The organism is Curtobacterium sp. LFS084 (assembly GCF_047977705.1).
Lineage (GTDB): Bacteria > Actinomycetota > Actinomycetes > Actinomycetales > Microbacteriaceae > Curtobacterium.
On sequence record NZ_JBFPFM010000020.1, the window covers coordinates 1 to 20,932 of the forward strand.

The 20,932-nt window shown below is 72.4% G+C and carries 20 protein-coding genes and 1 tRNA gene; 5 read left to right on the plus strand and 16 right to left on the minus strand.

Annotated features, from left to right (window positions below; genetic code table 11):
- Positions 1–138: 138 nt before the first annotated feature.
- The 6 genes from ACNQOV_RS11445 to aceE form a co-directional block, all read right to left on the minus strand.
- Positions 139–1,383, minus strand: a complete 1,245-nt coding sequence (locus ACNQOV_RS11445) for a beta-ketoacyl-[acyl-carrier-protein] synthase family protein (RefSeq protein WP_022906377.1) — start codon at positions 1,381–1,383, stop codon at positions 139–141.
- Positions 1,384–1,584: 201 nt separating this feature from the next.
- Complete coding sequence (locus ACNQOV_RS11450) at positions 1,585–1,833, minus strand: acyl carrier protein (RefSeq protein WP_022903951.1); 249 nt, start codon at positions 1,831–1,833, stop codon at positions 1,585–1,587.
- Between the two features lie 112 nt (positions 1,834–1,945).
- Positions 1,946–3,001 (minus strand): beta-ketoacyl-ACP synthase III, encoded by a 1,056-nt coding sequence (locus ACNQOV_RS11455; protein WP_416394573.1) that lies wholly within the window; start codon positions 2,999–3,001, stop codon positions 1,946–1,948.
- A complete protein-coding gene (locus ACNQOV_RS11460) occupies positions 2,998–3,939 on the minus strand; it encodes an ACP S-malonyltransferase (RefSeq protein ID WP_416394574.1) in 942 nt (313 codons plus the stop codon). Before ACNQOV_RS11460 ends, ACNQOV_RS11455 begins: the two co-directional genes overlap by 4 nt.
- A 136-nt stretch (positions 3,940–4,075) precedes the next feature.
- Positions 4,076–5,302 carry a PucR family transcriptional regulator gene (locus ACNQOV_RS11465; RefSeq protein ID WP_022906374.1) on the minus strand — a complete coding sequence of 409 codons (1,227 nt, stop codon included), beginning with the start codon at positions 5,300–5,302 and terminating at the stop codon, positions 4,076–4,078.
- A gap of 7 nt (positions 5,303–5,309) precedes the next feature.
- Positions 5,310–8,054, minus strand: coding sequence for a pyruvate dehydrogenase (acetyl-transferring), homodimeric type (gene aceE, locus ACNQOV_RS11470; protein ID WP_402262319.1), 2,745 nt, complete (start codon positions 8,052–8,054; stop codon positions 5,310–5,312).
- 243 nt (positions 8,055–8,297) lie between these two features.
- On the opposite strand from aceE, the gene ACNQOV_RS11475 reads away from it, so the two are divergent.
- Positions 8,298–8,786, plus strand: coding sequence for a peroxiredoxin (locus ACNQOV_RS11475; protein ID WP_402262322.1), 489 nt, complete (start codon positions 8,298–8,300; stop codon positions 8,784–8,786).
- A gap of 53 nt (positions 8,787–8,839) precedes the next feature.
- The gene (locus ACNQOV_RS11480) at positions 8,840–9,766 is read left to right on the plus strand and encodes an alpha/beta fold hydrolase (RefSeq protein ID WP_416394575.1); all 927 of its coding nucleotides are present in this window, start codon (positions 8,840–8,842) and stop codon (positions 9,764–9,766) included.
- A 10-nt stretch (positions 9,767–9,776) separates the two neighbouring features.
- Here the strand turns inward: ACNQOV_RS11480 and ACNQOV_RS11485 are convergent, their stop codons facing one another.
- The 5 genes from ACNQOV_RS11485 to ACNQOV_RS11505 all read right to left on the minus strand — a co-directional run bounded on the left by ACNQOV_RS11485 (position 9,777) and on the right by ACNQOV_RS11505 (position 14,290).
- A complete protein-coding gene (locus ACNQOV_RS11485; protein WP_416394576.1) occupies positions 9,777–11,363 on the minus strand; it encodes an alpha/beta hydrolase in 1,587 nt (528 codons plus the stop codon).
- The gene (locus ACNQOV_RS11490) at positions 11,360–12,316 is read right to left on the minus strand and encodes an amino acid--[acyl-carrier-protein] ligase (RefSeq protein ID WP_416394577.1); all 957 of its coding nucleotides are present in this window, start codon (positions 12,314–12,316) and stop codon (positions 11,360–11,362) included. The genes ACNQOV_RS11485 and ACNQOV_RS11490 overlap by 4 nt, the downstream gene beginning before the upstream one ends.
- Complete coding sequence (locus tag ACNQOV_RS11495) at positions 12,313–13,515, minus strand: acyl-CoA dehydrogenase family protein (RefSeq protein WP_022907987.1); 1,203 nt, start codon at positions 13,513–13,515, stop codon at positions 12,313–12,315. The genes ACNQOV_RS11490 and ACNQOV_RS11495 overlap by 4 nt, the downstream gene beginning before the upstream one ends.
- Positions 13,512–13,799 (minus strand): acyl carrier protein, encoded by a 288-nt coding sequence (locus ACNQOV_RS11500; RefSeq protein ID WP_042723988.1) that lies wholly within the window; start codon positions 13,797–13,799, stop codon positions 13,512–13,514. Before ACNQOV_RS11500 ends, ACNQOV_RS11495 begins: the two co-directional genes overlap by 4 nt.
- Positions 13,800–13,912: 113 nt before the next feature.
- Entirely contained in the window at positions 13,913–14,290 is a 378-nt protein-coding gene (locus tag ACNQOV_RS11505; protein ID WP_402262335.1) for a holo-ACP synthase, read from the minus strand.
- A gap of 103 nt (positions 14,291–14,393) precedes the next feature.
- On the opposite strand from ACNQOV_RS11505, the gene ACNQOV_RS11510 reads away from it, so the two are divergent.
- Together ACNQOV_RS11510 and ACNQOV_RS11515 are read left to right on the plus strand one after the other, a co-directional pair.
- Positions 14,394–15,437 (plus strand): hypothetical protein, encoded by a 1,044-nt coding sequence (locus ACNQOV_RS11510; RefSeq protein WP_416394578.1) that lies wholly within the window; start codon positions 14,394–14,396, stop codon positions 15,435–15,437.
- Positions 15,434–17,008: a phenylacetate--CoA ligase family protein gene (locus ACNQOV_RS11515; RefSeq protein WP_416394579.1), complete on the plus strand. Its 1,575-nt coding sequence runs from the start codon at positions 15,434–15,436 to the stop codon at positions 17,006–17,008. Before ACNQOV_RS11510 ends, ACNQOV_RS11515 begins: the two co-directional genes overlap by 4 nt.
- Positions 17,009–17,014: 6 nt before the next feature.
- Here ACNQOV_RS11515 and ACNQOV_RS11520 read toward each other — a convergent pair whose 3' ends face one another.
- The 5 genes from ACNQOV_RS11520 to ACNQOV_RS11540 are packed head-to-tail and all read right to left on the minus strand — an operon-like array spanning position 17,015 to position 20,686.
- Positions 17,015–17,578 carry a hypothetical protein gene (locus ACNQOV_RS11520; RefSeq protein WP_416394580.1) on the minus strand — a complete coding sequence of 188 codons (564 nt, stop codon included), beginning with the start codon at positions 17,576–17,578 and terminating at the stop codon, positions 17,015–17,017.
- A complete protein-coding gene (locus ACNQOV_RS11525) occupies positions 17,572–18,552 on the minus strand; it encodes an aldo/keto reductase (RefSeq protein WP_416394581.1) in 981 nt (326 codons plus the stop codon). The genes ACNQOV_RS11520 and ACNQOV_RS11525 overlap by 7 nt, the downstream gene beginning before the upstream one ends.
- Positions 18,553–18,587: 35 nt before the next feature.
- Positions 18,588–19,115: a hypothetical protein gene (locus tag ACNQOV_RS11530; protein WP_416394582.1), complete on the minus strand. Its 528-nt coding sequence runs from the start codon at positions 19,113–19,115 to the stop codon at positions 18,588–18,590.
- 60 nt (positions 19,116–19,175) lie between these two features.
- Entirely contained in the window at positions 19,176–20,042 is an 867-nt protein-coding gene (locus ACNQOV_RS11535; RefSeq protein WP_416394583.1) for a hypothetical protein, read from the minus strand.
- The gene (locus ACNQOV_RS11540; protein ID WP_416394584.1) at positions 20,042–20,686 is read right to left on the minus strand and encodes a SatD family protein; all 645 of its coding nucleotides are present in this window, start codon (positions 20,684–20,686) and stop codon (positions 20,042–20,044) included. The genes ACNQOV_RS11535 and ACNQOV_RS11540 overlap by 1 nt, the downstream gene beginning before the upstream one ends.
- 86 nt (positions 20,687–20,772) lie before the next feature.
- Between ACNQOV_RS11540 and ACNQOV_RS11545 the strand changes: the two genes are divergently transcribed.
- Positions 20,773–20,845 (plus strand) — tRNA-Val (locus tag ACNQOV_RS11545).
- Positions 20,846–20,932 lie beyond the last annotated feature (87 nt).

Consider the following 20,932-nt stretch of genomic DNA (forward strand, 5'->3'; position numbering starts at 1 on the left):
GCCACGCGCTGCGCCCGCGGCCGCGGCCGCGGGGAGCGCGCCGCGCCCGGACCGGCCGCGGGAACGACGGAGGCCCGCCCCGACGACGCGGGACGGGCCTCCAGGACCGGCCGGACCGGACGGACCGGACGGACGGACTCAGACGCTGCGGAACGCGACCACGGCGTTGTGCCCACCGAACCCGAACGAGTTGCTCACGGCGAGCAGGTCGCCCTGCGGCAGCTCGCGCGGCGACGTGGCGACGTCCATCACGATCTCCGGGTCCTGCTCGGTGAGGTTGATCGTCGGCGGCGCGACCCGGTTGTGCAGCGCGAGGGCCGTGAACGCGGCCTCGATCGCACCGGCACCACCGAGCAGGTGGCCGGTCGACGCCTTCGTGGCGGACACCACGACCTGGTCGAGGTGGTCGCCGAAGACCCGACGCATCGCGTGGTACTCGGCCACGTCGCCCACGGGGGTCGAGGTGGCGTGCGCGTTGACGTGGACGACGTCCTCGCGGGAGGCGCCGGCGTGCTCGAGCGCCTGCAGGACGGCGCGGGCGGCGGCGCTGCCCTCGGGGTCGGGCGCGGTGATGTGGAACGCGTCCGAGGTGATGCCGGCTCCGGCGACCTCGGCGTAGATCTTGGCGCCGCGGGCCTCGGCGTGCTCCTTGGTCTCGAGGATGAGCGCCGCGGCGCCGTCCGCGAGCACGAAGCCGTCGCGCGTGACGTCGTACGGACGCGAGGCGGTCTCGGGGGAGTCGTTGCGGCGGGAGAGCGCCTGCATCGAGGCGAACGCCGCGAGGGGCAGCGGGTGCAGCGCGGCCTCGGCGCCACCGGTGATGACGATGTCGGCCTCGCCGGTCGCGACGTGGCGGTAGGCCTCGGCGAGGGACTCGGTCGAGGACGCGCACGCCGACAGGTAGGTGCGCGCACCGCCGCGGGCGCCGAACTCCATCTCGATGGCGGCGGCCGGGCCGTTCGCCATGAGCATCGGCACCGTCATCGGCAGGACGCGACGCGGGCCCTTCTCACGCAGGGTGTCCCAGGCGTCGAGCAGGGTGTTCACGCCACCGATGCCGGTCGCCCAGTCGACGATGAGGCGTTCGGGGACGACGGTCTCGGCGTCGATGCCGGCGTCGGCCCAGGCCTCGCGCGCGGCGACGAGCGACAGCTGTGACGAGGGGTCGAGGCGCTTCGACTCGGGGCGGGTGAGCTGGTCGGTGAGGAACCGGCGCGACTGGCCGGCGAACTCGACGGGGAGCTCGAGCTCGGCGTAGCGCGGGTCCTCGATGCGGGTGATGCCGGACGTGCCGGCGAGCAGCGCGTCCCACGTCTCCGGTGCGGTCGCGGCGAGGGGTGTGATCGCACCGATCCCGGTGACGACGACGGTCTTGTTGGTCATGGAACGACGTGTTCTTTCGTGAGGACGTCCGGCCGCTCGTGGCGGAGCCGGACGGAGCCGGGGCGGACCGACGAACGCCGGGCCGGGGTGGTCCGACGGACGCCGGACGCGTGTGGGCCGACCAGGGTCGGTCCGGTGGACGAGGTGAGCGCCGCGGCCCGCGGCTGGTCCGCCGGGGCCGCGGCGCTCAGGAAGCTCGCGTCAGGCCTGTGCCTTGACGATGTAGTCGACGGCGTCGCCCACGGTCTTGAGGTTCTTGACCTCTTCGTCGGGGATCTTCACGTCGAACTTCTCTTCGGCGTTCACGACGATGGTCATCATCGAGATCGAGTCGATGTCGAGGTCGTCGGTGAACGACTTGTCGGCGGCGACGGTGTCGGTCGCGATGCCGGTCTCGTCGTTGATCAGCTCGGCCAGGCCGGCGAGGACTTCTTCGTTGGACAGGGCCATGGGGATTCTCCTTGAGGGGGGTGTCGTTTGACCGTGGACCAGCCTAGGGCACGCGGCGGTCGCGCGCCCGGAGGCTCGTCGGGGTGGTCACGCGGGTGCGCGACCGGGTGGGCTAGGGGAGGACGACCACCTGCGCGCCGAACACGAGTCCGGCGCCGAACCCGATCTGCAGGGCGAGGCCGCCCGACAGGTCCGGGTGCTCTTCGAGCAGGCGGTGCGTGGCGAGCGGGATGCTCGCGGCGGAGGTGTTGCCGGTCGTGGTGATGTCGCGCGCGATGGCGACCGTGTCCGGCAGGCCGAGCTGCTTGGCGAACTCGTCGATGATGCGGATGTTCGCCTGGTGCGGCACGAACGCGGCGAGGTCCGACGGAGTGATCCCCGCGGCCTCGATCGCCTCGCGGGCGACCTTCACCATCTCCCAGACCGCCCAGCGGAAGACCGTCTGCCCGGCCTGGCGCATGGTCGGACGCGGCGCTCCGGCGGCCCACTCGTTGTAGGTCGCGGTCATGCCGATCGCGTCCCACTTCGAGCCGTCGGAGCCCCAGATCGTCGGCGCGATCCCGGGGAAGTCGCTCGGGCCGACCACGGCCGCACCGGCACCGTCTCCGAGGAGGAACGAGATGGAGCGGTCGGTCGGGTCGACGACGTCGCTGAGCTTCTCGGCGCCGATGACCAGCACGTGGTCGGCGAGACCGGACTTGATGAAGGAGTCGGCTTGGGCGATGCCGTACGCGTAGCCGGCGCACGCCGCGCTGACGTCGTACGCGGCGGCCGGCGTCGCGCCGATCCGCTCGGCGAGCAGGGAGGCCATCGACGGGGTCGCGACGGTGTGCGTCACGGTGCTGACGAGGACGACGCCGATCTGCGACGGCTCGATGCCGGCCTTCGCGATGGCCTCGCGCGCGGCGGCCTCGGCGAGGTCGACCGCCTCGGTGTCGGCCCCGGCGCGCTTGCGCGTGACGATGCCGGTGCGCTGGCGGATCCACTCGTCGGACGAGTCGATCGGGCCGATGAGGTCGTCGTTCGGCACGACGTTCTCGCCGCGGGCGGCGCCGTAGGCGAGGATGCGGGTGAACTCGTGGCCCCGGCGCTGCTGGAGCAGCGGACGGGAGGCGCGGTTCGGCTCCGCCTGGTCGCTCGCGACGGACGGGGTGGAGGACTCGGTCATGCGGTTGCGTCTGCTTCCTGGCCCGCGCTCTGCAGCAGGTCGATCGCTGCGGGCAGGTCGTCGGGGGTGTTGATCGCGACGGTCGGCGTGCCGCGCAGACCGCGCTTCGCCAGGCCGACGAGGGCACCGGCGGGGGCGAGTTCGATGATGCCGGTGACGCCGGCGGCCGCGAAGGACTCCATCACGGCGTCCCAGTGCACCGGGCTCTGGATCTGCTGCACCATCAGGTCGACGAAGCGTCGGCCGTCGTCGACCCGGGAGCCGTCGGCGTTGGTCCAGATCGGCAGCGTCGGGTCGTGCACCGTCGCGGCGGCCGCCACGGGGGCGACGCGCTCGACGGCCGGGGCCATGTACCGGGTGTGGAACGCGCCGGCGACCGCGAGCGGGATGACCCGGGCCTTGGTCGGCGGGTCGGCGACGAGCGCGGCGATCGCGTCTGCCGCACCGGCGACGACCGTCTGGCCGCCACCGTTGTGGTTCGCGGGTACGAGGCCGTGCGCCTCGAGCGCGGCGGCGACCGCGTCGGCGTCCCCGCCGAGCACGGCTGCCATCGAGGTGGGTTCGAGCGCTGCGGCGTCCGCCATGGCCCGACCGCGCTCGGCGACGAGGGCGATGGCGTCCGTCGGCTCGAGGATGCCGGCGACCCCGGCGGCGGTGAACTCGCCGACCGAGTGTCCGGCGACACCGCCCACGAGGGCACGGCGGCCGTCGGCGAGCAGGGCGTCGGCGGTGATGAGGCCGGCGGCGACGATGAGCGGCTGCGCGAGCGCGGTGTCCTTGATCGTCTCGGCGTCGGACTCGGTGCCGTGTGCGGCGAGGTCGATGCCGATGGCCTCGGACCACGCTCCCACGCGGTCACGGACGGTGGCGTCCTCGAGCCAGGGGGCGAGGAAGCCGGGGGTCTGGGAGCCCTGTCCGGGCGCGACGACGACGATCACCGGACAATCCTGCCGGTCGCCCCGCGCCGCACCCGTGTGGACTTCCCACAGCGATGTCCACGAGACATTGTGCACTTCCCACCGACGGGACCGGGTGCGCCGACCGGCACCGACGGTGCGCTCACCGACGGTGCGTTCACCGCCGGTGCGGGATGCGGCGCCGCCCGGCCGTCGACTCGGACATCGCGCCGAGGATGAGCGCGGACTGGACGATGAGGGCGTCCCGCGCGTGCGTGGCGTCCCACCCGATGATGTCCGCCACGCGGCGCAGCCGGTAGCGCACCGTGTTCGGGTGGACGAACAGCTCTCGCGCCGTGGCCTCGAGCGAGCGGCCGGTGTCGAGGTAGCACCAGAGCGTCTGCAGGAGTTCCGTCGACTGGTCCTTGAGCGGCACGTAGATCCGCTGGACGAGCGCCGACCGGGCGAGCGGGTCGCCGGCGAGGGCGCGTTCGGGCAGCAGGTCGTCCGCCAGTGCCGGACGCGGGGCACCACGCCAGGCACGGGCCACCGCGAAGCCGGCCAGGGCCCCCTTCGCGCTGGTGGACGCGTCGACGACGCCGGGGACCTCGTTGCCGAGCACCAGGTGTCCGTCGCCGAACGAGGGTTCGAGCGCCTGCGCGATGGCGGTGAACGACACCGGTTCCTCGCCCTCGGGCACGTCGTCACGCGGGGTGGCGCGACCGATCACCACGACGAGGCGTGACCCCTGCACGCCGATCAGCACGTCGGCGTCCATGTGCCGCGCGGTCCGCCGGATCTGGTCGACCTCGAGCTGCTTCGGCGCGTTGCCGACCAGTACCGCGACCTCGCCGTGACCGTGCCAGCCGAGTGCCGCGATGCGCGAGGGCAGCTCGTCGTCGTACTCACCCGACAGGATCGAGTCGACCACGAGCGCCTCGAGCCGGGCGTCCCACAGCCCGCGGGCCTCGGCCGCACGGGCGTAGACGTCGGCCGCCGCGAACGCGATGTCCCGCGAGTACTTGAGGATCGCCTCCTGCAGCATCTCGTCGTCCTTGGCGCGTTCCTCGACCACGGTGACGACCACGCGGATGAGCTGGAGCGTCTGCTGCAGGCTCACCGATCGCAGGAGCTCGCGGGGCGCCGAGCCGAAGACGTCCGCCGCGGCGATCCACGGGGTCGACGCGGTGCCCTCGAGCCAGCTGATGAACGAGGTGATGCCCGCCTGGGCCACGAGTCCCACGGCGGAGCGCCGCCCCGGTGGCATCTCGCTGTACCAGGGGAGGGTGTCCTCGAGCCGCTTGATCGTGGCGGTGGAGAGTTCCCCGGACACCTGACGGAGCCAGGAGAGCGCCCGCTCGCGCGCGCTCTCCTGGCTCTCGGAGTCCGGTCGGACCGTCGTCACCTGCTGATCAGCTCTCGCCGCCCGCGCTGCCCGTGGTGCCGGCGGTCACGTCGTGCAGACGGTACTTGTCGATCGCCTGCTGCACGAGTGCACCGTCGACCTTGCCCTGCTTCGCGAGCTGCTGCAGCGTCCGCACGACGACCGACGGGCCGTCGATGTGGAAGAAGCGGCGGGCGGCCGGACGGGTGTCCGAGAAACCGAAGCCGTCGGCACCCAGGGTGGCGTAGTCGGTCGGGACGAACGGACGGATCTGCTCCTGCACGGCGTGCATGAAGTCGCTCACCGCGACGACCGGGCCCTCGGTGCCGAGCAGACGCTCGGTCACGTACGGGGTGCGGGGCGCCTCGTTCGGGTTGAGGAACGCGTGCTGCTCCGCGGCGAGACCGTCGCGGTACAGCTCACCCCAGCTCGTGACGCTCCACACGTCGGCCGACACGCCCCAGTCCTCGGCGAGCAGCTGCTGCGCCTCGAGGATCCACGGCACGGCCACGCCCGAGGCGAGCAGCTGGGCCTTGGGGCCGTCGTGCTCGCTGCGGTTGAGCAGGTACATGCCCTTGACGATCCCGTCGACGTCGACGCCCTCGGGCTCCGCCGGCTGGACGATCGGCTCGTTGTAGACCGTCAGGTAGTACATGACGTTCGGGTCGGCGTGCTTCGGCGAGCCGTCCTCGTTCGTGCCGTACATCCGGTCGAGGCCGGCCTGCACGATGTGCCCGATCTCGTAGCCGTACGCGGGGTCGTAGGACACCACGGCCGGGTTCGTCGTCGCGAGGAGCAGCGAGTGGCCGTCGGCGTGCTGCAGGCCCTCGCCCGTGAGCGTCGTGCGACCTGCGGTGGCGCCGATCATGAAGCCGCGGGTCATCTGGTCGCCGGCGGCCCAGATGGCGTCGCCGGTGCGCTGGAACCCGAACATCGAGTAGAAGACGTAGACCGGGATGAGCGGTTCGCCCTGCGTCGAGTACGAGGTGCCGACCGCGGTGAACGCCGCCATCGCGCCGGCCTCGTTGATCCCGACGTGGATGATCTGGCCCTGCGGGCTCTCCTTGTAGGCCAGGAGGAGTTCGCGGTCGACGGACGTGTAGTGCTGCCCGTTCGGGTTGTAGATCTTCGCCGTCGGGAAGTACGCGTCCATGCCGAACGTGCGCGCCTCGTCGGGGATGATCGGCACCACGCGGTTGCCGAAGTCGGGGGACCGGAGCAGGTCCTTCAGCAGTCGGGCGAACGCCATGGTGGTGGCGATCTCCTGCTTGCCGGAGCCCTTCTTGACGACCTGGTACTTCGCGTCCTCGGGGAGGGTGATCGACGTGTACTTCGTGCGACGTTCCGGCACGTAGCCGCCCAGCTCGCGCCGGCGCTCGTGCATGTACTGGATCGCCTCGTCGTCGTTGCCCGGGTGGTAGTACGGCGGCGTGTAGGGGTTCTCCTCGAGCTGCGCGTCCGTGATCGGGATGCGCATCTCGTCGCGGAACTGCTTGAGGTTGTCGAGCGTCAGCTTCTTCATCTGGTGCGTCGCGTTGCGCCCCTCGAAGCTCGGGCCGAGGCCGTAGCCCTTGACCGTCTTCGCGAGGATGACGGTCGGCTGGCCCTTGTGCTCGGTCGCGGCCTTGAACGCGGCGTAGACCTTGCGGTAGTCGTGCCCACCGCGCTTGAGGTTCCAGATCTGGTCGTCGGTGTAGTCCTTGACCAGCTCGAGCGCCTTCGGGTCGCGCCCGAAGAAGTTCTCGCGCACGTACGCGCCGTTCTCGGCCTTGTACGTCTGGTAGTCGCCGTCCGGCGTCTGGTTCATCAGGTTGAGGAGCGCGCCCTCGGTGTCGCGGGCGAGCAGGTCGTCCCACTCGCGGCCCCAGACGACCTTGATGACGTTCCAGCCGGCACCGCGGAAGAACGCCTCGAGCTCCTGGATGATCTTGCCGTTGCCGCGCACCGGACCGTCGAGACGCTGCAGGTTGCAGTTGATCACGAAGTTCAGGTTGTCGAGGCCGTCGTTCGCCGCGACCTGGAGCTGCCCGCGCGACTCGACCTCGTCCATCTCGCCGTCGCCGAGGAACGCCCAGACCTGCTGGTCGGACGCGTCCTTGATGCCGCGGTTGGACAGGTACTTGGCCTGCTGCGCCTGGTAGATCGCGTTGATCGGGCCGATGCCCATCGACACGGTCGGGAACTGCCAGAAGTGCGGCATGAGACGCGGGTGCGGGTAGGACGAGAGTCCGCCGCCGGCGTGCGACTGCTCCTGGCGGAAGCCGTCGAGCTGGTCCTCGCCGAGGCGCCCTTCCATGTAGGCGCGGGCGTACATGCCGGGGGACGCGTGCCCCTGGAAGAACACCTGGTCGCCACCGGACGGGTGGTCCTGCGCGCGGAAGAAGTGGTTGTAGCCGACCTCGTACATGGCGGCGCTCGACGCGTACGTCGAGATGTGGCCGCCGACCGCGATGCCCGGACGCTGCGCGCGGTGCACGGTGATCGCGGCGTTCCACCGGATCCACCGGCGGTAGCGGCGCTCGAGCTCCTCGTCGCCCGGGAACTCGGGCTCGTTCTCCGGCGCGATGGTGTTCACGTAGTCCGTGGTCGGGACCATCGGCACACCGAGGTGCAGTTCCTTGGACCGCTTGAGCAGGCTCAGCATGATCTCGCGGCCACGCTGGTGGCCGTGGGTCCGGACCAGCCCGTCGAGGGACTCACGCCATTCGGCGGTCTCCTCCGGGTCCTGGTCGCTGCTGCCGTGGCTGTACGGGTCCTGGTCGTTCACCGTCACCCTTGACCTCGTTCGTTCTCGTGGTGGTGGACATGGCGGGCCACCGGTTGGTCGGGTCACGACCGGATGGGGCCCCGACCACTCTAGGCCCCCGCACCGACCGAGAGGCTGATGGTGACGTGTGGGTGGACAGGTGCTTGCATTCGGGTGCCGTCGGCGTACGATTGCCGATCGTGCACACGCGACCCGTGCGTGCACGACGATGACCGGGCACACCCCACGCCCGAGGAAGAAGCACCACTGATGGCACTGGAGATCGGCTCGCTCGCGCCGGACTTCGAACTCCCGAACCAGTTCGGGGAGCACGTCCGCCTCAGCGACTTCCGCGGCATCCGCCCGGTCGCGCTGGTCTTCTTCCCGCTCGCGTTCTCGTCGACCTGCACGAACGAGCTCTGCACGCTGCAGGACAACATCGCGATGTTCCAGGACCAGCGTGTCGAGCTCATCGGCATCTCGGTCGACTCGAAGGCGACGCTCCGCTCGTTCGCCGAGTCGAACGGCTACGACTTCGAGCTCCTCGCGGACTTCTGGCCGCACGGCGCCGTGTCGAAGGAGTACGGGGTCTTCCTCGACAAGAAGGGCTTCGCCACCCGTGCGACCTTCGTGATCGACGTGCAGGGCCGCATCAAGGCCTCGATCATCTCGGAGCCGGGCGTCGCCCGCGACGTCACCGAGTACCGCGCAGCGCTGGACCGTCTGGCCGCCTGCACCGCACCAGTCGCCGTCGCCTAGCGTTCCGAACACCTGCTGAGACGACGCGCGACGCGTCGCGGACAGGAGGCACGGTGCACGCCGTCGACGACCGCTCGGCCCGCCGGGTGGTCACCACGGACGCCTACGCGCCGTTCCCGGTCACGGCGGACGCGGCCCGGTGGGGCCTCCGCCGTACGGTCGTGCCGACCGAGGCCGGTCCCGTCGTGGTGCACCACCGGCCGGGACGCGCCGCGATGCTCCTCGTGCACGGCGTCGCCGGCTCGTGGACGACGTGGACGCCGCTCCTCGAGACCGCGGGCGGCGTCGGCGACCGCGGGCTCGTGCTCGTCGACCTCCCCGGGTGGGGATCGTCTCCCGCGCCGGACGTGCCGATCGACGTCGACCGTGCGGTCGCCGTCCTCACCGCGGTGCTCGACGCCCTGTCGGTCGCGGACGTCGACGTCGTCGGGCACTCCCTCGGCGCCTTCGTCGCGATGCACCTCGCCGTCCTCGCCCCGGCACGCGTGCGCTCCGTGGCGCTGGTCTCCGGCACGACCGTGGCGACCGCCTGGGCGGCGCGACACCCGGTGCGCGCGCTCCGGACGCTCCCCGCGTTCACGCTGCTGCGTGCCGGACTCGCGATCACCGGCGAGACGGCCAGACCGCTCCTGGGCGCACTGGCGGCGATCGGGGTGCTGCCGCTCCTCGCCGCGCCGGTCTTCGCGCACGTGCGCCGGCTCGACCCGAGCGTGCTCGACGCCTTCGTCGACGAGCTCCGGCCGGCCGGCTTCACCGGAGCGGCCCGCGCCGCGGCCGCCTACGACCTCGACCGCTGGCGTGCCGTGACCTGCCCGGTCACGGCGATCGCCGGGCGGGACGACGTCTTCGCCCGGGTCTCCGACCTCGACGCACTGGGCGCGCTGCTGCCCGGCGCGCGGACCGTGCTGCTCGAGGACTGCGGGCACTTCGCCCACGTCGAGCACCCCGACGCCGTCGCGCACACGCTCGGCCTCGCCTGACCGACCCGGGTCAGGCGTGCACGGGGAACGTCGACGCCACGCGTGACCGGACCTCGCTGAGCACGGCCTGGCGCATCAACGGGGAGAACAGCGAGTGGTCGCCCTCCGGCACCCGCACGAGGTCCACCCGGCCGGTACGGCCTCGGCTGCTCCACCGACGCAGGGCACGCTGGCCACCGAGTCGGTCGAAGACCTCGACGTCCACGGGCGACGCGATCAGGACGACGTCGGTCCCGTGCTCGACGAGGGGTCGGACGTGCCCGACGACCCCGCCCACGCGGTCGCGGCGGGCCACGCGGTCCCGCACCCACTTCGGCACGGCGGCGTTGTACCAGCGCCGGAGCACGAGGCGCAGCCGCGACGGCTCGTCGATCGCACGCAGGGCGTCGGCGTAGGCGCCGACGGCGGCGGTGTTCCGTCGGTAGTCGTTGGGGCTGATCTCGACGACCATGCGGGGCGCGGTGTCGGCCGACCGTCCGGCGAGCCAGGCGCCGGCGCACATCCCGACGAGGACCAGCCGTTCGGAGGCCACCGCCAGTGCGTCGACGACGGCCTGCTGGTCGTCGATCCACTCCTGCGCGAACATCGGGGACCGCTCGTCCTCGTACACGTCGGAGCTCTCGCCGGTGCCCCGGCGGTCGACGCGGACCACGCGAGCACCGTCCCGCGCCAGCGTCCGGGCGAGGGCGACCTGGTAGTCGGTGGCGCCGACGTGGTGCTCGGCGGCACCGTTGTGCAGGACGACGACGGGGGCGTCCTCGTGCTGTCCGGACGCGACGGTCTCGACGGCGAAGAGCCGCTCGGGACCGATCCGGACGATGCGCTCGGAGGTGCGGGCGTCCACGTCGAGGACCTCGTCGAGCGTCGGCGGCACGGTCGGCACGGCGACGATCGGTGCCCAGGCGTCGATCCACGCCACGACGGTGTCGACGGCGGAACCGGGGATCCGGGCGACCATGCTCGTGCCGTCGAGGAGCTCGGCGCTCCCGGTGACCTCGGTCGTCGGCACCGGACCGAGGGCGCGGGGGGCGCTGCTGCCCGGGCGGACGAGCGCCACGGTCGGGCCGGTGCGCGGCTGGAAGGTCAGTGCGCCGAGTGCGGTCGCCTCGGCGGGGTCGACGTCGATGCCGACGAGGCTCTCGAGTCCGTCGAGGACGCGGGTGGCACCGATCGTGATGGTCGCCAGGGCGCGCTGCTTCCGGAGCCACGCGCGTCCCGAGGCCGGCGGGTCCCAGAGGACCAGGCCGTCGGTCGCGGCCGCGGCGCCCGCGGCGATCGGCGCGGCGGACGCGAGTCCGACGAAGGCGACCTGGTCGACGCCGGTGGAGCGCAGCAGCGCGGCGGCACGCTGCGCGGACCGCACCTGCGCGTCGGGGTCGTCGTCGGGGGCGGAGTCGCCACGTCCGGACGGGTCGTAGCGCACCGAGGCCACGCCACGCGCCTCCAGTCGGTCGGCCAGCAGGCGCAGCGTGCGGTACGCGATCACGCCCTCCTGGCCGAGCGGCGGGCAGAGCACGACCCCGGCTCGCGCGGCGGCCGGCAGTTGCACGGCGACGCGGAGCGCGGGTCGGCCCGACCAGCCGTGGTGGGTGCTCACAGGGCCAGGGCCGCGCGGACCGGAGCCGGCCACGCGTCGGGGTCCGTGCCGTGGGCGGCGAACAGGGCGATCGTGATGCGCTCGAGCCCGAACGCGACGCACGCGCTGTGGGCGACCTCGCCGTCGGCGGTCCGGATGCCGAAGGACGTGCCGAAGTGGTCCTCGTGCAGGTTCGCCGAGCTGATCGCGGTGGCCGGGTGCTCCGGTCCGTAGACGGGCGTGACGAACTCGAACTTGAGCGCCTGCTCGACCTGGTTGCGGGCGAGCATCTGCCCGACCCGCCCGAAGAACGGGTCGTTGGCCGGGACGACGTCGATCTCGAGCCCGAAGGACTCGAGCAGCGCGCGCATGCTCGGGATGCGGCCGTCGCGGTGCTCCTGCGCGGACGCGGGCGTCCCGATGTGCACGAACTCGTGCATGTGGAACGCCTGCAGCCGCATCGGGTCGAGGGACGGCTCGCGGCGGAACGAGTCGCCGACGATGTCGAAGAAGCGGCCCTCCTGGGGGACCGTGTCGCCCACGAGGCCGTACACCGGGTGGCACACCGCGGGGGTGAGCATCAGGTCGGCCGGCTCGAGGAAGTCCTCCCACCGCTCACCGCGCTCGCGTGCGGCGAGCAGCGCGCGGTGGGTCCGGTCGTCGCCGGTGAACCCGGAGATCGACGCGGCGAGGTCCGGGAACGACGCGATGTAGTCGGTGCGCTCGAACGCGGCGAGCGGCTCGACCGGCGGGAAGCGCAGGACGTCGGCACCGAGGTCCCGCTGGCTCGCCACGGCAGCGGCGTCGACCGCGGTGTACACGCGCTCGAAGACGCCCGCGCGGCCGTAGAGGCCGGGCGAGCCGAGGTCGATCAGGACACCGTCGTCGAGGAGTCGCGCACGCAGCGTCGCGCGGGCGGTGTCGAGGTCGGTGCCGGGCTCGGCCCGGGTGCTGGTGGGTTCGGTGATGGTCACAGGATTGCTCCGGTCATGAGTGCCAGTGCGGCGTCGTTCTGCAGGAGACGGTCGTTGCTCACCATGACGGCGGCACCGTGCGAGTCTCGGAGGTGGCGGGCGATGCTGAGCTCCCCGCTGGCGGCGAACCCGGCGATGCCGACGATCCGCAGCGCCTTCGTGACGAGGTCGGTGACCTGTTCCGAGGCGTTGATCTTCAGGGCGTTCGCCGCGAGGGCGTACGCCGTCGACTCGAGCACCTCGGGGTCGTCCGCGACCTGGTCGAAGCGGTTCGCGGCGTGCCGCACGGCGTCGGCGAGCGACTGCAGGTCGACGAGGAGCTCGGCGAGCCGGAGCGCACCCGGCGGGGTCTGGCCCACGGCGGCGCGTGCCTGCTTGCGGACGGCGCGGCGGGCGCGGTCGGCGGCGTCCGCCGCGATCCCGAGCCACACCGACGCCCAGAGGACGTGCGACACGGGCAGGACCGTGCGGGCGGAGATCGTGGCGTAGTCGTCGCGGAGGATGCGGTCCTCGTGGGTCTCGGTGTCGAGCACCCAGCCGTTGCTGCAGGTGCCGCGGAGGCCGAGCGTGTCCCAGGTCGAGGTCTGCGTGAGGGTCGTCTCGTCGGGCAGGGCGATGACGAGCCGCTGGTCGGACGCCGGTGCGTCGAGGTCGCGCCGGGCGGTGACGAGGATCGCGTCGGCCTCGGTCGCGTAGGAGATGACCGGGGCGTCCTTGCGGAGCCGGATGCGTCCGGCCTGGTCGGGCTCGATGGCGCAGGTGCTCCGTCGGGCGTCGCCACCGATGCCGCGTTCCGTGGTGGACGAGGCGACGAGCGCGCCGTCGCGCACGGCCTCGATCATCGCGGTGACGCCGAGGGCGACCCCGCCGTGCCGCCAGAGCGCCATGGCCTGCCCGTGGTGCATCGCGAACACCATGGCGGTGGCGGCGCACGCGCGACCGAGTTCGGTCGCGATGACGGAGAGCTCGGCGAGGGTGGCGCCCTCACCACCGAGCTCCACCGGGACGGCGGCGGCGAGGAGGCCGTGCTCCTTCATCGCGGCGATCGCCTCGCGCGGGGGACGGGCGTCGCGGTCGACCTCGTCGGCGAACCGGGCGGCGATGTCGACGACGAGCGCGGTGCGGTCGGCGAACCGGTCCACCGGCGCGGCGGCGGCCCTGGCGGGTGCGGCGCTGGTCGGGCGCTCCTCGGTGATCACGCTGCCGACTCCGCTGCCGTGGCGATCGACTCGATGGTCGCGAACGTCGACCGGTGCAGCGCTGCGTCCGGGAACTCCACGTCGAGTTCGTTCTCGACCGCGAGCATGACGTTCACGGTGGCGTGGGAGGTCAGTCCGAGGGCGTAGAGGTCGGCGATCGACGCCACGTCCATGGCGTCGACGACGAGCCGCCCGTGGTCGGCGAGGGCGCGCCGGACGGCCAGCTCGGTCGTCGGGGTGGCGAGTGCGACGGGGGTCGCTGCAGTGGTCGGGTCCTGGTGCATGCTCGCAACCATAGGGAGGACCGCGCCCCGGAAAGCCGCCGTGCGGGTGCGCGAAACCGCACGCGGCGCGAGCAGCCTGAGTGCTTTGACAGGGAAGTGTCCAGCGGCCGCGATCAGCGCTCGGACAGCGCGACGGCGGTGGCGAGCGCCAGTCCCCGTTCGTGGGACAGCGACACCGCGATGGCCCCGCAACCGATGTCCGCGGCGAGCTCCGCCGCCCGTCCGGACAGCTCCACGACCGGCGCGCCGACGGGGTCGAGCACCACGGCGACGTCGGTCAGCGGCACCGCGTCCGTGCGGGCCGGCCGCAGCAGCTTCAGCACGGCCTCCTTGCCGGCGAACCGGGCGGCGAGGCGCTCCGGGTCGTCGCCCGCGTCGGCGCGCTCGCGCGGGGTGAACACCCGGGCGAGGTACCGCTCGCCGTGCGCGGTGATGCCGACGATCACGTCCTCGACGGCGGCGAGGTCGGTGCCGGTCCGGATCGTGGTCATGGCGAGAGCGTACGCGTGCGCGCGCCCCCGGGCATTCCCCGAGCGGCATGCGCGTCACCGGGCGTTCGTATGATCGACGCCAGAGACCACCGAGGGGGAACCGATGGCATCACCGTGGACGGGCATCATCGAGGACGCGCGGCACTACCCGTCGCCGCACAACTCGCAACCGATCGTCGTGCGCGTCGAGGACGACCGCACCGCGACCGTGTTCTACGACCTGCGGCGGGGCCTGCCGGCCGAGTCGTTCGGCATCCCGTTCGGCCACGTCTGCGCCGGGGTGTTCCTGGCCGGGCTCGACGTGGTCGCACGGGCGCACGGGTTCGCCGTGCAGGAACGGCTGGACCACGCCGAGATGGACTTCGGGCGGCTCGACGCCGACCCTGGGTCCGACGACCGGCTGCACCGGCTGGGCACCGTCGCGTTGCGCCCGCGCGCCGCGACGGCGGACGACCGGGAGGCGCTGGCCCGCTTCCTCGCGCGGCGCACGTCGCGCAGGCCCTACGACGCGACCCTGGTGGACGAGTCCGCGATCGAGGCCGTGTCCGCCATCGCGTCGGCCGCGGGCCAGCGCTTCCGCACCACCGCGGACCGGGCCGTCGTCGACGAGATCGTCCGGGTCAACCAGGAGACCCTGTTCGACGACCTGCGGCACGACGCCGTGCACGAGGAGATCCTGCACTGGCTGCGGTTCTCGAAACGGCAGGCGGCGGAGACCGGCGACGGGCTGTCGGCCGAGACGATGCTCATGCCCGGCCCGGTGCTCCGGTTCGCGATGGAGCACCGCGGGCTCTGGGAGGCGCCCGGCGTCGGCGGGCTCTTCCGGCGCGTGTACCTGTCGACGATGCGCGGGGTCCGGCAGCTCGGCTGGCTCGAGGGACCGTTCTCGTCGCCGGCCGAGTACGTCGAGGCCGGCCGGACGTTCATGCGGATCTGGCTCGAGCTGACGGCGCGCGGCATCGCCCTGCACCCGTTCGGCACCGTGATCACGAACCCCCGATCGCACGCCGCGTTCGTCCAGCGTGCCGGCGTCGACGAGTCCGACGGTCGGATGGCGTGGATGCTCTTCCGGCTCGGCCACAGCGCCCCGCCGCCGCTGGCGCACCGCAGACCCGCAGCGTCTATGACGATCGGGGGTGCCCGGTGAAGCGCGCGGCGGTGTTCTCGGTGGTCTGGGTCGTCGAGACGATCGTGGCGCTCTTCATGCCGCGCGTCGGCACGCACAAGCTCCTGCTCACGCCGGGCATCGAGCCGCTCCGCTGGACCCTCGGACGCTGGCGTGCCTGGCGGACGGCCGAGCGCGCTGCACGGCGGGTGCCCGCCTACGGGGCATTCCTGGCGGAGGCGGGTCGCGCCTCCCGGCTGGACACGAGTGGCGGGATCGCCGCAGCGATCTCGGGGCTGCCCGAGATGGACAAGGACTCCTACGTCAAGCGCTGGAGCATCCCCGAGCGCTGCGTCGACGGTCGGCTGCCCCGCCGCGGCGTGGTCGTCGACGAGTCGAGCGGGTCGAGCGGCACGCCCACCAGCTGGGTCCGCGGCCCCGACGAACGGCAGGCGACCCGGCAGCTGCTGCAGCTCGGGTTCTCGCGGACCGCGAAGGGCCTGCCGAAGCAGCCGTTCGTGCTCAACGCGTTCTCGCTCGGGGCGTGGGCCACGGGCATGAACGTGACGGCGTCGCTCACCGAGTCCTCGATGATCAAGTCGATCGGGCCGGACCGCGACAAGATCGTGCAGACGATGCGGGAGTTCGGCACCGACTTCACGTACGTCATCTGCAGCTACCCGCCGTTCCTCAAGGCGCTGTTCGAGGACGATCGGCTCGACTGGAGCGCGTACACGATCGTCGCGGCGTTCGGCGGCGAGGGCATCAGCGAGAACATGCGCGCGCACATCGAGCAGTACGCGCAGGCGGTGCTCGGGTCCTACGGTGCGAGCGACCTCGAGATCAACCTCGGCATCGAGACCCCGTTCTCCGTCGAACTGCGGCGGGCGATCGCGGCGTCACCGGAGCTGTCGGCGGCGCTGACGAAGCAGGGGGAGTACGGCGTCCTGCCGATGGTGTTCCAGTTCAACCCGTTCGGGTACCTCATCGAGACGAACGAGCGCGGCGAACTCGTCGTGACGATCGCCCGCTCCGAGAACATCAGCCCCCGGATCCGGTACAACATCCACGACCGTGGGCACGTCGTGCGGATGCCCGCGGTCCGCCGGACCCTGCGCGAGCACGGGTTCGACGCGCTGGCCGACTCCGCCCAGCTCGACCTGCCGCTGCTGTTCCACTACGGCCGGTCCGACCTGTCCGTCGACTACAACGGCGCGGTCGTCGCACCCGACGTCGTCCGCGACGTGGTCTACGGCGATCCGGCGCTGCTCGAGGCGGTCGAGAACCACCGGCTCATCAGCTACGAGGACGACCGCGGCGACCGGCAGCTGCACATCGCGTTCCAGCTCGCGTCCGGCGCGTCCGGGTTCGACGCCGACGGTGCCCGCCCTGCCGTCGTGGCCGAACTGCGGCGGCTGAACAAGGACTTCTCGAACGCGATCCGGACCGCGCCGCCCGGGACCCTGCCGACGGTGGCGTTCTACCCGTACCGCACCGGGCCCTTCCGCGAGGACGGTCGGAAGCTCAAGAACGAGTACGTGTGGCAGCTGCCGGCGGGGGCGGTGGACGAGTGGGACCTCGACCGGTCCTGGACCGCCCCGAAGGAGGCCTGACCGGGGTCAGCGGTACTGCGCAGGCCAGTCGAAGGGCTGCGGCAGGTGCGGCACCTCGCCGATCGTCGTGACGTCGAGCACGACCTCGCGGCGGTTCGTCAGGGCGATGGAGCGCGGATTGCCGAAGTACCGTCGGCCGTCGACCCACACGGTGAGCTCGCCGCGGAGCCCGCCGACGTGCGCGGGACCGAGCGAGACGCCCCACTCGTCGAAGAACTGCCCGAGCGTGAAGGTCTGCCGGGTGGGCGACTCGACGTGCAGGATGCCCGAGGTGTCGTGCGTGTGCAGCTGCGCGGCGAACCGCCGGGTGTCCGAGTGCCCGACGTTCGCGGGCACCGTCACGGGCTCGTCGCCGTCGAGGATCGTCAGGTGGGTGTGCACGTGCTCGGCGAGTCGCTCGCCCCAGACGTTCCGCAGTCCGGCGTCGTCCGCGTGCTCGGCGAGGGTCGTCGGCGCGGGCCACGGGGGAGCGGACCGCGAGGTACCGTCCGCCGGGGTCGTCCCGCCCGCGATGAGCGCAACGACCGTGAGGGCCGCGATCGCCGCGCCGACGGCCGCCGGCCTCACCATCGGTCGTGCACGGCGGCGCGGAACCACTCGTCGTACAGTTCGCGGACGGTCTCGTCGAGGCCGGGCACCTCGGGGAGCGAGCCGGCGCCGGCGTTCGACCGGGCCTGCTCGGGGTTGCGGGCACCCGGGATCGCCGCGGTGACGCCGTCCTGGGCGATGACCCAGGCGAGCGCGGCCTGCGGAACCGGGACGGCGTCCGGCAGCGACGCGGCGAAGACCTGCGCGGCACGCACGCCGTCCTCGAAGTCGACCCCGCTGAAGGTCTCGCCCTGGTCGAACGCCTCGCCGTGGCGGTTGTAGTTGCGGTGGTCGCCCTCGGCGAAGGACGTGTCCGCCGTGTACTTGCCGGACAGCAACCCCGATGCCAGCGGGACCCGCGCGAGGATGCCGACCCCTGCCTCCCGTGCGGCCGGGAGCACGCGGTCGAGCGGCTTCAGCCGGAACGCGTTGAGGATGATCTGGACGGTTGCGACGCCGGGACGGGCGATCGCGGTGAGGGCCTGGTCGGTGGTCTCGACGCTGACGCCGTAGGCGGCGATCGAGCCGTCGGCGACGAGCGCGTCGAGCGCGTCGTACACGGCGTCGTCGGCGTAGACCTCGGTCGGCGGGCAGTGCAGCTGGACGAGGTCGAGGGTGTCCTGCTGCAGGTTGCGGCGCGAGCGGTCGACCCACTCGCGGAAGTTGGCGGCGACGTAGTTGGACGGCACCTGTTCGGCGCGTCGGCCCATCTTCGTCGTGATGGTCAGCGGGACGTCGGGGTTCGCCGAGCGCCACGCGCCGATGAGCTGCTCGCTCCGGCCGTCGCCGTAGACGTCGGCCGTGTCGAACAGGGTGACGCCGGACTCGACGGAGGCGTCCATGACGGCGTTCGCGTCGGCGTCCGACACGGGACCCCAGTCACCGCCGAACTGCCAGGTGCCGAGGCCGACGACGGACACGGTGCGGCCGGTACGGCCGAGGGTGCGACTCTGCATGACGGCGAGCGTACCCAGGCCGGGCCCGCGGGGGATCAGGTCAGCGTGGCGACCCCGCGCCGTAGCAGTCGCTTGGCGGCCCGCGCGCGGGGGATCACCCAGAGCGCGCTCCACGTGCCGAGGCCGATCCAGAGCAGGATCAGCATGGTCGTGATGACGGGTCCGTGCTGGTCGCGCATCGACCACGTCATCAGGATCCAGATGGTCGACAGGACGATCTTCCCCCAGCCGGCGACCTCGCGCTCGGCCTGCGCCTGCACGAGTGGGATCCACTCGGCGGCCGGCACGGTCGACGGCACCTCGCCGTCGAGCACCCAGTTCCGGACGACGACGCTCCGCTCGTACCCGCCCTCGGCGCGCCACGAGCGGCGCTGCAGCACCACCGCGATGGTGGTGCCCACGGCGGCCGACGGGATGCCGAGGCCGACGAGCAGCGCAGGGGTCGGTTCCGTCCACGACGACGCCACGAGGACGACGAGCACGACGGCGAACGCGGCACCGGTCGCACCGGCACCGAGCAGCCGCAGGCGGCCGGCCTCGTCGAGGACTCCGACTCCGTTCACGGGGTCGACGGTACCCGGCGACGACGGTGCGCTCACCGTGCGTCACCTGGGCGCTGCGTGTCAGCCCTGTGCGAGCAGCCAGCACATGCCGGCCGCGGCGAACGCCATCGCCCAGCTCACCAGGCTGCCGATGAGGAAGTACTCCGCCTGGTACCCGGTCGTCTCGCGGCGGATCTCCGGGAAGCGGACGATGCCCTTGGCGGCGATCAGGGCCGCGACGACGGGGAAGGCCCCGACCAGCGAGAAGCCGGCCAGCAGCAGGCGCTCGATCGGACCGATCATCCGGCCGCCCTTGAGCAGCACGGTGCCGTCGTCGTCGTCGCCGGCGCGCTCGCGCTCGGCTGCGGGGGCATCTCGTCTGGGACGTCGTCCGAACAGCCGTCGCCCGCCGTCGTCCGCGACCGCCCGGCCGACGGTGTCGGGGGAGAGCCCGGGCGGCAGGGCCTGGGCGACGACCACGTTCGCCGAGTCGACCAGGAACAGCGCCGCACCGACGCCACCGACCATCGCGGCGAGCGGGACGGCGGCGACGAACCCCGGGGCGGACCCGCGCTGCCACTCGACGACGAACCCCGACGGATCGGCGGACGGGGTCGACAGCAGCAGCACCGCGAGGGCGACCGCGAGCAGGACCGACGGCCACGAACCCGAACGACGCCACCAGACCGGTCGTGGCGTGGCGGACGCCCGGGTGTCGGCGGGTCGCACGGGTGTCGTCGTGGCGATCCAGAGGGCGGCGAGCACGATCGCGATGGCCACCGACCCGAGCGTGAGCCCGAGGCCGAGCACGGCGACGACCGCCACACCGATCCACAGCAGCACGACCACGACCGTCGCCAGGACGCGGCGTGGTGCGGCGTCGGTGCCGGTCCGGGCGCGCACCACGTCGGCCGTCCCGATGAGGGCGAGCAGGATCCCGGCGAGCATCAGCGGCCCCCGTCCCCGAGGACCCGGAGGCCCTCGACCAGTGCGGCGACACCCGACTTCTGCACGGACTGCGACACGGCCGACGGGGTGATGCCCTCGTCGGCGGCGATCTGCGCCTGGGTCCGGCCCTGGACCAGTCCGAGGGCGATCCGCCGCGCACGCGGGGTCAGGCGCGAGACGACGTGGTCGCGGCTCAGGAAGTAGGCGTTCACGAGTCGCTCCGTCGCTCCGTACCGGTCCTCGGCGTCGTGGTACCAGGCCCGGAGGAACGCAGTCCGGCCGTCCTCGCGGCGGTGGGTCTCGTTGATGGCGTCGCGCGCGGACCACCACCCGGGGCCGTCCTGCAGGGGGCCGACCGCTCCCGTGCCGATCGACCGCACCGTGCCGCGGCCGATCCCGAACCGGATCTGCACGGTCGGCGGGAGCGCGAGGATCGCCGCGGTGGTCGCGACGAGCGCGTCGGCCAGCGTTGCGTAGATCACCTGGAACTCGTCCCCGACGGTTGCGCGCAGCGGATCGACCGCTTCGACCGCTGGGGTACCGTCGAAGGCGCGCTCGACGTCGCGCTGGGCCGCAGAGCGGTCGTCGAGGGTGCGGGAGTCGACGAGGTCGACGATCACCGCGATGACAGGGTCGGCGTGCACGTGTTAAGGATACGACTTCATATCGCCGAAAGTAAGGCTGTGGCTGAACATCGGTCGGGGTGGTCGACACCGTAGACTCGACGCGAGGGCCTTTAGCTCAGCTGGTAGAGCGCCACGTTTACACCGTGGATGTCGTCGGTTCGATCCCGGCAGGGCCCACCGGATCGTGGACGCGACCGTCTGCAGGACGGGAGGCGCGGTGCGGGCCCGCACCGCGCCTCCTGCCCGCCACCTGGTGACGGTCCC